Below are 14,213 nucleotides of genomic sequence, written 5' to 3'. Positions count from 1 at the left end.
CCTGTTGCTGTCGCATTGATGGAAGATGGCGTTTAGCGGAAGCCCGCAATGCCCACCGCAGAGCCCAGCGTGCGCCCAAGACCGGCAGCCAGATTGGCGCTGCTGAAACCGGCATAGCCGGTGATGCCGACCGTCGCATTGATCGTCTGCGTGGCATTCACCCCCGAGGCGGTGTTGACCAGAACGTTTTGCAACCCATTGGCGGCGTTCTGATAAAGCAGGGTCTGCCCATTGTTGGTGATATAGGTCTGCCCGCCCGAGGAGCTCATGCCGAAACTGCCGCCTGAGGAGACCACCGACTGAAGCAGCGCCGTGCTGGCAGGGGTCAGCGCGACGCTGGACGTCGGGCCGTTCATGTCTCCGGTCGACCAGTTCAGCGTGGTGGCCAGCACAAGTTGCCCGTTCAGATAGGTGTTGAGCTGAGCCCCCAGCGAGATGTTCACGCCCTGAAGCTCAAAGCCACCGCGCAGCATGTCCATATCCGCGTCGGAGAGGCTGGTGTGGTGCATGAAGGCCGGCGGCCCCTCGGATGGCGTTGCGTCTGGCGCCGCCGCCAGAGCCGATGCGGAAGGCGAAGCAAAGAGGGCAGCAAGGCCGATCAGCCAACGCATGACACACTCCTTTTCCCATGAATAATCATGGCGCAATGCCCCCGGCATTGTCGACGATCAGCGCCGGGGTGAGCTGATAGATCGGTGGCAAATTCGTGGTGACGTCGCCGATCCAGCGATCATGAAGGGCCCAAAGTGGCGCCGTGGCCCATTTGGTCCATTCGATGGGCGTGTTGTAGGACACTTTCTGCTCATGCGGCATTTTGACGATGACCAGAACGACCCCTTTCCATTCCTTGGCAAAGTCGCTGATGGGCACCTGCAACAGGCCGCGGATCGGGTCACCGATCAACACGGCCTTGTCGTGCACGCCCTTGACCACGACGAAATGGCGAAAGCCCTTGGTCTCGATCAGCACGATCATCGGCTGGTTCGCCTGGCGCAGATCATCGATGGTGATGCTGTAGCCCTGGGCATCGAAGCCGCGCGATTCCAGATAGTGCTTCATATCCAGCAGCGAGAAACCCGACTGGATGATCTTCTTCTGGTCGCCCACACTCCACATCGCTGAGAATGCGTCGTTTTCCGTTGTCGGCAAGCCATAGCTATAGGTCAGCATGGTGGCCACAGCGGCCGAGCCGCAGCTAAAATCATAGCGTTGCCGCACGATGGTGCGAAAGGGGATGTCGCGCCAGCTTGTCACCTCAACCCGCGCCGGCCCCTGCATCGTATAGCCGATCGAGATCTGCGCATCGGCAGCAAAGGGCATCAGCAGCATCACGCCAGCCGCCATGGCATGCATTATCGCCCGCATCATCGCACCGTTCCCAAACCTGTCGATCCCCTCAGGGCGTGACGTTCACCGTCACATTCATCGCGCTTTGCAATTGCGACATGGCCCCGGTGTTGATCGTGATGTTGCCCAAACCATTGAAGTTGGAGAGCGCCGATTGGGAGATGTTGACCGCCCCGGCAGCATAATTGCCAATGGTGTTGTTGCCCGAGGTGATGGCGTTCAGCGTCTGGTTGCCCACCACGATGCCACCACTGCCGCGCAGATCGCCCAGCGCGCTGTTGTCCAGCGGCTTCCCGAGAGCAGAAGCTTCGGCGACAACCGGCGAAAGTTCGACAATCAGCGGGGCTTCGACCGGCTGCACCTTGGCCAGTTGGAGTTGAGGCAGCGTGACCGTCACCGCTTGCGACCCATCGGTCTGGAGCGCTTCGGGCGGCGTTTCCGCCCCGGCCGAACCGATCCCGACGCATCCCATCCCCGCTGCGGCCAGCACAAGGGTCCAGTTACGCAGTGTCATTGCTTGTCTCCTTGACGGAGGGGGCGGGGAATGGTCGGGCGGGAGCGCCCGACCATTCTTCCGTCATCATCAGAAGGTGATCGTACCCTGGGCGGCAATGTTGGTTGCAGCCTGGGCGTTCGATGCCATGCCCGTGTTCCATGCCTGGTTCAGAATACCGGCATAGGCGGCGAAGGCCGATCCGCTGATGCTGTTGGAGCCACTGGAGAAGGACACGCTTCTGCCGCTGGAGGTGACAGGCGCGGCGGTCGCCGACAGATCCTGCATGGCCGTCAGGCGCCAGTTGCCGTTCCGTTGCGAGTTGTTGGTGTTGTTCGAGTCGCTCATATTGTTCGAATCCAGCGCCAGATTCTTCGTGTGCGACGAATTGTCGGTGCTGGTGTTGTAGGAATCGAGCGTTGCCGTCTTGTTGGACGTGTTGTTGGTCGTCTTGGTCGACGAATTGTTCGACGCGATCGTGTCGGTCTTGTTCGAGGTGTTGTTCGAGGCCAGCGTGTCCGTCTTGGTCGACGAATGGGTCGAGTTGTCGGTGCTGGTGCTGCTGTTGAACGAATCCAGCGCGGCCGACTTGGTCGAGGAATGAGTCGAATTGTCGGTGCTGCTGTTGTTCGAATCGAGCGTGGTCGTCTTGGTCGAGGAATTGTTCGAATTGATCGGCACGGATGCCTGGATGCTCACGTCAGTCGTGCTGCTTGAGGTCGCTCCGTTATGGTCGCCGCTCGGGCCTGTTGTGCTTGACGATGCCTGAGCGAATGCCGGTCCTGCAATGACCAGAGCCGATACCGCCGTAGCGGCCAAGAGGATTTTACGCACCATTTCACTTCTCCTCACAGTGCCCCCAATATTTTAGCGCTGGTGGGCGACAGTCGCGCCGTCGCGACAAAGGATGAAATAGAGCATCGGGAGAGGGCAGTTCTTGCTGCCCGACAATTCTGGCGGGTTATTGGATTACCTTTGGGATTCCCTACGTAAATTCCGTCAGGCTATTCGGCGGCTTTTCACCGCTCGTTCATATTGACATGCCTCGCATCTGCCTCAAGACCGTCGAAGGACTCAGGGTCTGTCAGGAAATCCGGCACAAGCCGGAGTGAGTTGGTGCCGCGCTTGGGCGGTCGACTCGATTGAACAGTGAATCACCCTCAGCCCGCCTCATCCAGCGCTCGCCGTTAAGCCACCCTTAAAGTTGTCTTGCTAACCGGGCGACCATGTGAGCCTCGGCCGGATTCGCCATCTTGTCCCAACCTGTGTCCAGACGTACAGCCCTGACAGCGATTGCCGCGCTGCCTGTTGCTTTGCGCTTTTCGGACATTGGCATGGCTTCCTCATCCACCTCTCCGGGCCATCATCGTGACGCCGGCCAGCGCCGGTTTGGCGCGGCGGTGCGCCCCGATCAACTGGTCGATGACACGCCCTTGCTGGCCGCGATCAAGGGCTGCGACATTCTGGTGCCCGAATATCACGGCCAGTGGAGCGCGGTCGAATGGCGCAAGGGCGAGCCGTGGTATGGCAATTATGATGCCATCCTGGGTTTTGCCGAAACGCATGGCATGGCGGTGCGCGGCCATTCGCTGATCTGGGAAAAGATGACCCCGGACTGGGCCCGCGCCGAGATGCTGGAGAAGCGCGACTGGCGCACGGTGACCCGGCATTTCGCCAATCTGCTGCCGCGCTACAGCGGGCGCATCGCCGACTGGATCGTCGTCAATGAGATGATCGACACCGAGCAGGGCGAGAAGGGCCTGCGTCGTACCAGCTTCCAGCAGGCCTATGGCAGCGACTATGTCGCCATGGCGCTGCTGACGGCCAATGGGCTCGATCCGCGCGCGAAGCTGATGATCAATGAATATGCCCTCAGCTATGACAATCCGGTCGATGAGGCGCGGCGCAATGCCTTGCTGAGGCTGGTGGAGAATCTGAAGACTCGCGGCATGCCGCTGCACAGCGTGGGTCTGCAGGGGCATCTGGAGCTGGCCAAGGGGGCGATCCCGCAAAAGCGGCTGGCGCGCTTCATGTCCGATCTGGCGGATACGGGGGTGAAGCTGGCGATCACCGAACTCGATGCGATCGAGGCCGACCGCAACCGCCCGATCGCGGAACGTGACGCGGCTGTGGCGGATCATATCCAGTCCTTCCTCGATGTGGCGATGGATCAGCCCGCCGTGGAAAGCATCGTGACCTGGGGGCTGAGCGACCGGCATAGCTGGCTGCAGGAAAACGCCCCTGATACGCTTGCGGCGGTTTCTCACGCCCCCATCGATGGCAAGAGGCTGAACCGTGGCCTGCCCTTCGACGCCGATATGAAGCCCAAGAAGATGCAGATGGTGCTGAACGAGGCCATGCGCATCCAACGCGCCTGAGAGCCCGTTTGGAACATGCGCTTTCGCGCATGTTCAGCGCGGCACCAGCCCTCTCCCCCACCCGGCCACCCAACGGCAGTATTCTATGGGTGGCCGGGTGGGGGAGAGGGCTGGTGCCGCAAATCCGGCTTTCGCCGGATTTCCAATCAGCGTCAGATCACCAGGCCCTTTTCGCGCAGTTCCGACAGGCTGGATTCCGATTTGTCGACCGGCTTTTCGGTCGATCTCACCCAATCGATCAGCTCTCCCATCCCCGTTTCGAAATCCACCTGCGGGGTGACGCCAAAGGTGTCGCGCAATTTGGACAGATCACCAAAGCAGTGGCGGATGTCCCCCACCCGATACTGATGCAAAATCTGCGGCGCGATGTTCTTCTGCAGCAGACGCGCCAGCACATGGGCCATGTCATGGATGGCAATCGGCCTGTCGCTGCCGACATTGAACACGTCCCACAGGCGCTTGTCGCTGTCCAGCACGGTGGCGAAGGCATTGGCGACATCGCGCACATGGACGAAATCGCGCATCTGCTCGCCATCCTCGAAGACCAGCGGAGCGCTGTCGTTGAGCAGGCGCGAGATAAAGATCGCCGCCACGCCGGTGTAAGGATTGCTGAGCGCCTGCCGCGAGCCATAGGCGTTGAACAGCCGCAGAGCGACCGTGGGAATATCCAGCGCCCGGCCCACCGCCAGAAACATCTCCTCGTGATCGCGCTTGTTCACCGCATAGATCGAGGTCGGCTGCAGCAATTTGGTCTCGCGCGTGGGGACCGGGATCAGCCTTTCGCCATCTGGCCCCATCACATCCCATTGGCGCTGCTGCAACTGCTCACGCGCCCGCGTCTGTGGCATCACGCGGTTGCCCTCGGCATCGGCATATTCGCCCTCGCCGTAGATCGACATGGAGGAGGCCACCGCCATGCGCTCGACCGTGTGATGGCCTTTGGACAGCATCTCCAGCATCACGGCGGCGGCCATCACATTGTTGCGCGTATAGTCGACAATGTTGGTCATGCTCTGCCCAACGCCGACCGAGGCGGCCAGATGGACAAGATGAGTCACCCCGTCCAGCGCGGCTTCGAAGGCGCCATCGTCCAGCAGATTGGCATGGATCCGCCCCGCCGCCGGATTGAGGTAGGTGGGCCAGCCATCGGCATCGACCTCGGCCAGGCCATGAACCTGCGGCAGCAAGGCATCGAAGACGGTCACCCGAAAGCCGCGCTCCAGCAGCAGGTCGACCAGATGAGAGCCGATAAACCCCGCCCCGCCCGTCACCAGCACATGCTTTTCCATCACAAGCTCTCCCAGTCCTATCGTGCTTGCGCCGCGGCCCCTGCCGGAGCGCCCTCCGCATGCTCCGAGGCGACGATTTCCCGAACGATGTCATTGTTGGCGTTGATCTTGATGGTGCGCTCCCACACCAGCCCGGCGTCCTTGCGGTACATGCGCCAGCCCTTCCAGAGCGGGATCATCCAGACCAGCCAGAAGATCATCAGCGAGACCGGATTGACCCGGAACAGATACCACAGCCGCTTGAACCGCGAGGGCAGGACCAGCGCCGTGCGCCGCCAGGTGATGACATATTGCCCCAGCAGCAGCAGCGCGAAGCACAGCACGTTGAAAGCCGAAAGATAGACCGTCCAGTGCGGGAGGGGACTGGTGCCCTGCGCCCATACGATCAGCGCCCAGATGCCGATGGGAATGCCCACCGAATTGAGCCAGAAGGACATGCAGGGCAGGAAGTTGAGCCACGCCTTGAAGCGGTTGTAACGGCTGAAGCCCATCTCCTTGAGCGGCGTGTCGAGCGACTGAAAGAAGCCCGCGACCCAGCGCTTGCGCTGTGTGATGCCATTGCTCAGCGTTTCAGGCACTTCCTCGACCAGCGGCGCCTCGATCAGCCCCAGCTTTTTGCCATTGGCCCAGAAGCGCATGCCGACTTCGGGGTCCTCGATGGTCATCCAGGGATGGAAGCCGCCCAGCTCTTTCAGGTCGGATGCCTTGAAAAACAGCCCCTTGCCCAGCACCCAATAGGGGTGATGCCCATTGGCGGTCAGATGGCCATATTTGTTGGCATCCCAGCACAGGTGATCGAAGGCGAACCAGCTTGCCGGCATGGTATCCAGCAGATTTCCGGCGATGTTGGTGGCCTGCAGCACATCGTAATGGCGCATGCCGACGGCGGCGGCCTGAAAGTGATTGGCCGGCGGCGCGCTGTCGGCATCGATGTAATCGACCAGAAAATCGCCTTTGAACGGGTTGTTCGCATAGGTGGTGTAGAAGGCATAGATCAGTTGCCGCGTCTTCTTGGGCGGAAGATCGCGGACACCGGCGCGGGGGCCCTTGTGGAACCAATAGGCCTTCTCATTGGCCTGCCAGTCCTCCCACACGACATTCCAGCGCGGATCGCTGGTGGGGGGCACCGGCATCACGCTGAGGAAGGGAAACTCCCTGGCCAGTCGCTCAAGGCTCTCGACGGTCGGCAGGTCATTGTCGTTCGGGATCGCCACGATCCTGAATTTCTCGGTCGGATAGTGAAGATTGGCCAGAGACACGAAGGTCGTGCGCATCGTGGATTCAAGTTCACGCAGAACCGGATAGAACAGGATGATGTCAGGATAATCCTCCTGCGTTAAATCCTCCAGCTCTTCCATATCGACGCGATTGACAGGCCGCGTGATAAAATAAAGCTCGATCAGCATGATGCAGAGGTACGCAAGCTGAGCAATGACAAACAAGATAATCAGCACCTGATCGATCACGCTCATGGCACACACTCCTGACACAGGCGCAAGGCATGCGCCCATCCCACTGTTGCATCACATCACCAGACGGCTTCCCATCCGGGATGGCATGGCCGCCAGAAAGTCCGGTGACATGTTTTCATCGAACCTGCGACGGAAGTAACTGATTGTTTTTTCAAGGCCGCTCACCAGATCGACCTTCGGCGACCACCCCAGCAAGGCCTGCGCACGGGAAATATCCGGGCGGCGGCGGCGCGGATCGTCAACAGGCAAAGGCTTGTAGACAATCGAGGAGCGGGATCCGACCATCCCGACGATGAGAGAAGCCAGTTCTCCAACCGTATATTCACCGGGATTGCCGATATTCATCGGGCCGACGGCCTTGTCATCGGCGCTCATCAGCAACTGGATGCCGTCGATCAGATCATCGACATAGCAGAAGGACCGGGTCTGATTGCCGTCACCATAGATGGTGATCTGCTGACCACGCAGCGCCTGCACGATGAAATTGGAGACCACGCGCCCATCGTCGGGCTGCATCCGCGGGCCATAGGTGTTGAAAATCCGCACCAGCCGCACATTGAGCCCGGATTGGGCAGCATATTCGGTCAGCAGCGTTTCGGCGAAGCGCTTCCCTTCGTCATAGCACGAACGCGGACCGATGGTGTTCACATTGCCATGATAGGATTCATGCTGCGGATGAATTTCCGGATCGCCGTAAATCTCCGAGGTAGAGGTGTGGAACACCCTGGCATGATCGCGCGCCGCGCGCTCCAGCATGTTCAGCACGCCGATCGAGCAGACCTTCATCGTCGCCACCGGATCTTCCTGATAATGCACCGGCGAGGCGGGGCAGGCCAGATTGTAGATCTCGTCGAAGCGCGGCAGCTCCGGCAAGGGATTGACCAGATCATGCGTCACGATCGTCAGGCGGTTGCTGCGCAGCAAAGGCGTCAGATTGGCGCGACGTCCGGACTGGAAATTATCCAGACAGTAAACCCGGTGCCCTTGCCCCAGCAATCGCTCGGCCAGATGCGAACCAAGAAAGCCCGCTCCTCCGGTGATCAGCACTGTCTTTGCGCGTTCGCTTGTCATTGTGACCATGGCGCCCCCCTCTCTTTCAGGCTTTCCGTCAAACGGCGGACGATGCTGCGCATCCTCCCCAGCCTCAGAACTTGTACCAAATACCGACGACAGGCCCGCGCTGTCGCAATGAATTCTTGCCCGTGACAGTACCGGTGTATCCGGCCTGCAACGAAAACCGCTTCGTCACATCATAGACGACGCTGGCATAGACGTCGGTGTAATGATAAGACTGGTTGAACACGCCCCGCCCGCCGCCATCCGAGATCGTGGTATAGGCAGAGGCCAGCAACATCAGCCGCGGCGTGATATGTGTGCCCGCCGTCGCATCGATGTGAAACTCGTTCGGCGGATCGCCCGCCCGCAACCGATATGCGGTATCGAGCGTGATGAAGGCCGGACCCGCCATATAACCGCCCGACACGCGCAGGTCATATTGCACGCTCTTGTCGTTGAACTGCGGCACGGGATAGTTGCGCGCGGTCCCCGGTATCTTCACCAGTCCCTGAACCGAGATGATCCAGTGATCGCTTTTCGCCAGGCGATAGCGACCACCCACATCGGTGTATCCCAGACCGCTGGAATCATCACCGCCCTTGAGACTGATGTTGCCGACACTGGGCGTGAGCAAAACGGTGAAGTTTTTCGTCACGCCATATTCGCCCATGATATAGACCTGATTCTGGTCATATTCCTGGATGGGCACTGTCTTGCCGTTCGCATCGAACCCTTTCGGGCTTTGCGTGAAAATGCCGCTGACGATCACCCGTCCCTGGCCTTGCTCCTGCGTAAAGGGATCCGCATGAGCGGTCCCCACAAAGAACAACATAAGCCCAAAAGCTGACACGACCGTCTTGAGATAATTCATCGCATTTACCCCGAGACCAAATAGTGAAATGGACGGCGTAGATTTGAATGCGGAAGAAACATTCGGCTTGTTGAAACTTGCGCTCGCAATCCGGCGTATGGCGTCATGAGGAAAACCCGCTCACAGCCCCGCAGAATTTTGTTTTAGTGCAACAATCACAAGCCACTTTAGGAGCTTTCCACCCCGAGAAAATAGCAATTGGGTCACGTATTTTCCGCCATTGCAAACGGGAAAATCCCGATTTGGGAAAGCGGTATACCGCTGGAACGCCCCATCGGTTGGGCGCAGCCGGACGCCCCAAAGCGCTTCCCGATGCGGCACGAGCCGTCATCCCATCCGCAGCTCCCGAGCCCCGGCAGACCGGAAAACCGGAAAACCGGAAAACCGGAAAACCGGCAGGGCCTAAAAAATATCTGACGCAGCGGGAGGGATTTTCGCGCGCCAGGCCTCTATGACGGTCAAAGGGGATAAACCTCGAACAGGGAGGGTGCCACGGCTACGGATTCGCGAGCGCTGCTTGAACGTCGCCGCGCGCTTGCGCTGTGGGTGGCGCGCGAGATCATGCCGCATGAACCACGCATTCGCGCCTGGTTCCTGCGGCGGCGCGTCTCGCCTGACGAGGTGGATGAGTTGATGCAGGACGCCTATTGCCGCTTGGTCACGCTGGAGGGGGTGGAGCATATCGACTGCCCGCACGCCTATTTCTTCTCCGTGTGCCGCAATCTGATGGTACGGCGGCTGAAGCGCCAGCAGATCGCCCCTTTCGAGGCCATCAGCGAGATCGAAAGCTATCGCGACAATGGCTCCCCCTCGCCCGAGGAGCAGGTGGCCAGCCGCCTGGCCTTTGACCGGGTGCGCATGATGCTGGCCAGCCTGCCCGAACGCTGCCGCCGCATCGTCGAATTGCGCAAGATCGAGGGATGGTCGCAAAAGGAAGTCGCCAGCCATATGGGCATCACCGAAAAGGCGGTTGAAAAGCAGGTTTCGGTCGGCGTGCGCGCGATCCGCGAGGGATGGCGCCTGCTGGAGCAAGAGCAGGAACCCCAGCCCGCCGAACAGAAGGCGCTCCGCTCGTGAGCCCGCGCGAACAGATCGCCGGCGAGGCGGCGCAGTGGGTCGCCCGCATGGATGCCGGCGACTGGTCGGCGCAGGATGAGGCCGATCTGCAGGCATGGCTGGCGGTCGACCCGATTCGGCAAGGCCTGCTGCTGCAAACGCATGCCGCATGGCTGATGCCCGATGCCATCAGCGCGCCCGAGGTTATCCCCGCCCCCTCGCCGGCCATCTGGAAGCGCCGCAGCGTGCTAGGAGGGCTGGTCGCGGCCAGCGGGGCCGCGGTGCTGGCCTCACGCTTCATGATGGCGCAGGGCCAGGCCTATGTCACGCAACTGGGCGAAATTCGCCGTGTGCCGCTGGGTGACGGCTCGGTGATGACGATCAATTCCGACACGGAACTGAAGGTGCATCTCGCCAAGCACATGCGCCAGATCGAACTGGCACAGGGCGAGGCCTGGTTCGAGGTCGCCAAGGATGCGGCCCGCCCCTTTGTCGTGGCTTCGGGCAATGCGCGCGCCCGCGCGGTGGGCACCGCTTTCTCGGTTCGCAAACGCGAAGGCGGGGTGGAAGTGCTGGTGACGGAAGGCATCGTGGAAACATGGTCCGACGCCGACTCCGGCCAGCGCGTGCGGGTGGTGGCCGGGGAGCGGGCGCTCATCAGCGAACGCGCGGTGGTGCATTATCAGGCGAGCGAGACCGCCTCGGTCGACCGGGCGCTGGCCTGGCGCAACGGCATGATCGACCTCAACGGCACCACCCTGCGGGACGCGGCGGAGGAGTTCAACCGCTACAACCAGTGCCAGATCGTCATTGCCGACCCCAATGTGGCGGCCGAACAGTTCGACGGCCTGTTCCGCATCAGCGACCCCGAAGGCTTTGCCGAAGCGCTCAAGACCTCTCTGGGCGTCAGCGTGAACACCAGCGAACCCAATGTGATCCGCATCGAACGCGGAAGCGACATGCAAAATAAAACATAGGCTGAGAGAGGGATTTTCGAAACAGGATACTCTTGGGGAGGACAGATCAAAAAACGATCTGCCGATAATCGAAAAGAACAACCGGAGGGGCTTATGTTGAGAACCACGCTTCGTGGCGCGCTTTTTGCGTCAGCAAGCATTGTCTGCGCCGTTACCGCGCCAGCAAGTGCGCAGGCCGCCGCACAGACCCGGACCTTCGCCATCGAAGCACAATCCGCCGAAACCGCGATCGGTCTGCTGGGCCATCAGGCCGATGTGCAGATCATCGCCTCGCGCAAGGTCACCCATGCGGTGCGTACCAATGCGGTGCGCGGCGAACTGACCGTCGGCAATGCCATCGATCAGCTTTTTGCCGGCACCGGGCTTGTCGCCCGCCAGACCGGTCCGCGCACCTATGCCATCATCGCCCGCCAGATTTCCGCGCGCGGCGCCGCCCCGGGCGGGCAGTTTGCGCTGGCCAGCACGGGCAGCATGCAGGATGGCGCTGCGGCCCCGGCTTCGGCCCCTCCTCCACCCGCGGCGGAGCCCGAGAGGCAGGCGATCGTCGTCACCGGGCTGCGCGCCAGCCTCGATACGTCGCGCGGGATCAAGCGCGCCTCCTCGGGCATTGTCGACGCCATTTCCACCAAGGACATCGGCAAGCTGCCGGACGCCAACCTTGCTGAATCGCTGCAGCGCATCACCGGCGTGTCGATCGACCGCTCGGGCGGTGAAGGCGCCTTCATCACGGTGCGCGGTTTTGGCCCGGAATTCAACACGGTGCTGGTCAACGGCCGCCAGATCGCCACCCCCACCGACCCCAGCCAGGCATCCGGCCGCGCTTTCTCCTTCGATACGCTGGCCTCGGAGCTGGTTTCGGGCGTGGAGGTCTACAAATCCTCGACCGCGCGTTTTCAGTCCGGCGGTGTCGGCTCCACGGTCAACATCAAGACCGCGCGCCCTTTCGACTATAAGGGGCGCAAATTTTCCGCCTCGATCGATGGCAATTATGACGGCAACGCCAAGAAGGTCGCGCCCGACGCCTCCTTCCTGTTTGCCGATACCTTTGCCGACGGCAAGCTGGGCGTGCTGCTTTCGGGCAGCTATCAGAAGCGCTTCACCCGCCTGAGCCAGGCGCAGACCGATGGCTGGCTGGTCAACCCCGGCGTGCCAGCAGCGCAGGTCAACGGCGGCGCCGGTCTTGTCAGTTCGAGCAATCCGCAGGGCAACATCTTTGTGCCCCAGAACTTCGACTCCAAGGTCACGCGTGAGGATCGCGAGCGCATCGGCGGCACGCTGGTGCTGCAATACCGGCCCAATGATGACGTGACGATCACCGCCGACGCGCTCTACACCAAATTCACCAACACCACCGACACGCGCTCCTATGGCCACTGGTTCACCGCATCGAACCTGACCAATGTGAAGACCGATGCCAATGGCACCGTCACCGACATGACCCAGGCCAGCGGCATCGCCACCGATTTTCACGACAAGAAGTTCGACAAGCGCACCAACACCCGCGAATTCGGCCTGAACGTCGACTGGCAGATCTCGCCCACCATCAGCGCCACGCTGGATGGCTCCTATTCGCTGGCCAAGGAAGACGAGAACGGCGGCAAGGAGGCCTATCTGGCGCTGCTGGGCTATCTCACCGGCTCGTCGCGCTATCAGTCGGATGGCGCCATCCTGCCGTGGCAGACCGAAACCCTGCCCACCTTCGCCAATCCCGCCAGCCCCTGCGGCAGCGCCGTGACCAATTCCGGCACGCCGGCCAACAGCACCACCGTCGGCGCGGGCGAGCCGATGTGCCAGCATGTCATGCTGCTGCGCGGCTATGGCATCAAGGATGAAGTCACCCAGGTCCGCGCCGATTTCACCTACAAGGGTGAAAGCGACGAGGGGCTGGTGAAGGCCAACTGGGGCCTCTACTACTCCCACGACCGCAAGGACACCGCGCTCTATTCCAACGATGGCGGCAGCGGCTGCACCACCTGCGGCTACAACCTGCCCGCGCCGTCCAACGTGCCGATCAGCGTGTTCAATGCGGGCAGCGGCTTCCTCTCGGGGGTGAGCGGGTCCAACCGCCTGCCCACCCAATGGCAGACCTTCGATGGCCCCAGCCTGTTCAGCGCGATCACCGCGCAGCAAGGCCCCGGCTTCACCTTCGCCCCGCCGTTGGTGAATGACACCATCGTCAAGGAGCGGGTGCTGGGTGCCTATCTGGAAACCGAGTTCAAGGGCAGCATCGCCAATCGCCCGATCTCCATCGTGGCGGGCGTGCGGTTCGAGGATACTTCCACCAATGTCAACGGGCTGGCCACCGCCTATACTTCGTTGGTGAAGCTGGCGAACGACCAGACGCAATATGGCTCGGCCTCCTCGGGTTCGACCCGCACGGTGGGCTCGACGCATTATCTCGACATCCTGCCCAACATCGCGCTGAAGTGGCTGGTGACCAACGACTTCACCCTGCGCTTTGCCGCCTCGCAGACCATCACCCGGCCCACGCTGGAGCAGCTTTCGCCGGTGACCACGCTGATCACGCTGCGCCCCGGCAACTTTGCCGCCAGCCGGGGCAATCCGGACCTCAAACCCTTCAAATCGAGCAATCTCGATATTTCGGCGGAGTATTACTACGCGCCGGCCAGTTACATTTCGCTTGGCGCCTACCTGAAGAGCGTCAACAACTTTATCGTGCTGAACCAGACGACCGGCCCTGTTGCCAACGCATCGGGCACGCCGCTGCTCGATCCGGCCAGCAACACGGCGGCCCAGTTCACCATCACCGCGCCGGTCAACGGGCAGGATGCCACCGTCACCGGGCTTGAGGCGGCGTGGCAGCACAGCCTTGGCCAGACCGGCTTCGGCTTTCAGATCAACGGGACTCTGGTGGGATCGAACCGCCACCTCAACCCGCAGGACCTGACCAACAAATTCGCGCTGACCGGCCTGTCGAACTCGGCCAATGCGGTGCTGTTCTATGACAAGCACGGGATCGAGGCCCGCGTCGCCTACAACTGGCGCGATCATTTCCTGCAATATCTCGCCCCGCCTCCGCTCAATGGCGCGGGTCAGGCGGTGACGCAGGTGCGTTCCTACGGCCAACTCGATGCCAGCCTCACCTATCACATCACCCCGCAGGTGGCGGTCTTTGTCGAAGGGGCCAACTTGACCAATGCGATGACCTTGAAATACGCCTACTACACCAACCAGTTCCTCTATGCAGAAGACTCCGGGCGCCGGTTCAAATTTGGCGCAAGGGTCAATTTCTGATCAAAAACATGCCGGTGGG

General features: G+C 61.3%; 12 protein-coding genes. 4 read left to right on the top strand and 8 right to left on the bottom strand.

The genetic code is table 11. The features are described 5' to 3' along the window. Positions 1-32: 32 nt before the first annotated feature. From ABDW49_RS20620 to ABDW49_RS20605, 4 genes are all read right to left on the bottom strand, one after another. Complete coding sequence (locus tag ABDW49_RS20620) at positions 33-611, bottom strand: hypothetical protein (RefSeq protein WP_343614812.1); 579 nt, start codon at positions 609-611, stop codon at positions 33-35. 25 nt (positions 612-636) lie between these two features. Next, positions 637-1,368: a C39 family peptidase gene (locus tag ABDW49_RS20615; protein ID WP_343614811.1), complete on the bottom strand. Its 732-nt coding sequence runs from the start codon at positions 1,366-1,368 to the stop codon at positions 637-639. A 28-nt stretch (positions 1,369-1,396) separates the two neighbouring features. Further along, entirely contained in the window at positions 1,397-1,861 is a 465-nt protein-coding gene (locus ABDW49_RS20610) for a hypothetical protein (protein ID WP_343614810.1), read from the bottom strand. Between the two features lie 69 nt (positions 1,862-1,930). Further along, the gene (locus ABDW49_RS20605) at positions 1,931-2,539 is read right to left on the bottom strand and encodes a hypothetical protein (RefSeq protein ID WP_343614808.1); all 609 of its coding nucleotides are present in this window, start codon (positions 2,537-2,539) and stop codon (positions 1,931-1,933) included. 635 nt (positions 2,540-3,174) lie between these two features. Between ABDW49_RS20605 and ABDW49_RS20600 the strand changes: the two genes are divergently transcribed. Further along, on the top strand, positions 3,175-4,218 hold the full coding sequence (locus ABDW49_RS20600) for an endo-1,4-beta-xylanase (protein ID WP_343614805.1): 1,044 nt from the start codon (positions 3,175-3,177) through the stop codon (positions 4,216-4,218). Positions 4,219-4,370: 152 nt separating this feature from the next. On the opposite strand, the gene ABDW49_RS20595 is transcribed toward ABDW49_RS20600, so the two are convergent. The 4 genes from ABDW49_RS20595 to ABDW49_RS20580 form a co-directional block, all read right to left on the bottom strand. Continuing rightward, complete coding sequence (locus ABDW49_RS20595; RefSeq protein ID WP_343614803.1) at positions 4,371-5,507, bottom strand: NAD-dependent epimerase/dehydratase family protein; 1,137 nt, start codon at positions 5,505-5,507, stop codon at positions 4,371-4,373. Between the two features lie 17 nt (positions 5,508-5,524). Then, positions 5,525-6,979 carry a glycosyltransferase family 2 protein gene (locus ABDW49_RS20590; protein ID WP_343614802.1) on the bottom strand — a complete coding sequence of 485 codons (1,455 nt, stop codon included), beginning with the start codon at positions 6,977-6,979 and terminating at the stop codon, positions 5,525-5,527. 51 nt (positions 6,980-7,030) lie between these two features. Further along, positions 7,031-8,059: a UDP-glucuronic acid decarboxylase family protein gene (locus ABDW49_RS20585; RefSeq protein WP_343614800.1), complete on the bottom strand. Its 1,029-nt coding sequence runs from the start codon at positions 8,057-8,059 to the stop codon at positions 7,031-7,033. A 64-nt stretch (positions 8,060-8,123) separates the two neighbouring features. Continuing rightward, positions 8,124-8,906, bottom strand: a complete 783-nt coding sequence (locus tag ABDW49_RS20580; RefSeq protein ID WP_343614799.1) for a transporter — start codon at positions 8,904-8,906, stop codon at positions 8,124-8,126. A gap of 561 nt (positions 8,907-9,467) precedes the next feature. Between ABDW49_RS20580 and ABDW49_RS20575 the strand changes: the two genes are divergently transcribed. The 3 genes from ABDW49_RS20575 (at position 9,468) to ABDW49_RS20565 (ending at position 14,194) form a co-directional block, all read left to right on the top strand. Continuing rightward, positions 9,468-9,983, top strand: coding sequence for a sigma-70 family RNA polymerase sigma factor (locus tag ABDW49_RS20575; protein WP_343614798.1), 516 nt, complete (start codon positions 9,468-9,470; stop codon positions 9,981-9,983). Beyond that, positions 9,980-10,939 (top strand): FecR domain-containing protein, encoded by a 960-nt coding sequence (locus ABDW49_RS20570; RefSeq protein ID WP_343614796.1) that lies wholly within the window; start codon positions 9,980-9,982, stop codon positions 10,937-10,939. Before ABDW49_RS20575 ends, ABDW49_RS20570 begins: the two co-directional genes overlap by 4 nt. Before the next feature lie 93 nt (positions 10,940-11,032). Continuing rightward, entirely contained in the window at positions 11,033-14,194 is a 3,162-nt protein-coding gene (locus tag ABDW49_RS20565; RefSeq protein ID WP_343614794.1) for a TonB-dependent receptor, read from the top strand. The last annotated feature ends 19 nt before the right edge of the window (positions 14,195-14,213 follow it).

Origin of the sequence: Novosphingobium sp., assembly GCF_039595395.1 — a bacterium.
Classification (GTDB): Bacteria; Pseudomonadota; Alphaproteobacteria; order Sphingomonadales; family Sphingomonadaceae; genus Novosphingobium.
The sequence above is the reverse complement of the archived record's forward strand: the minus strand, read 5'-3'. Positions and strand labels throughout refer to the sequence as shown.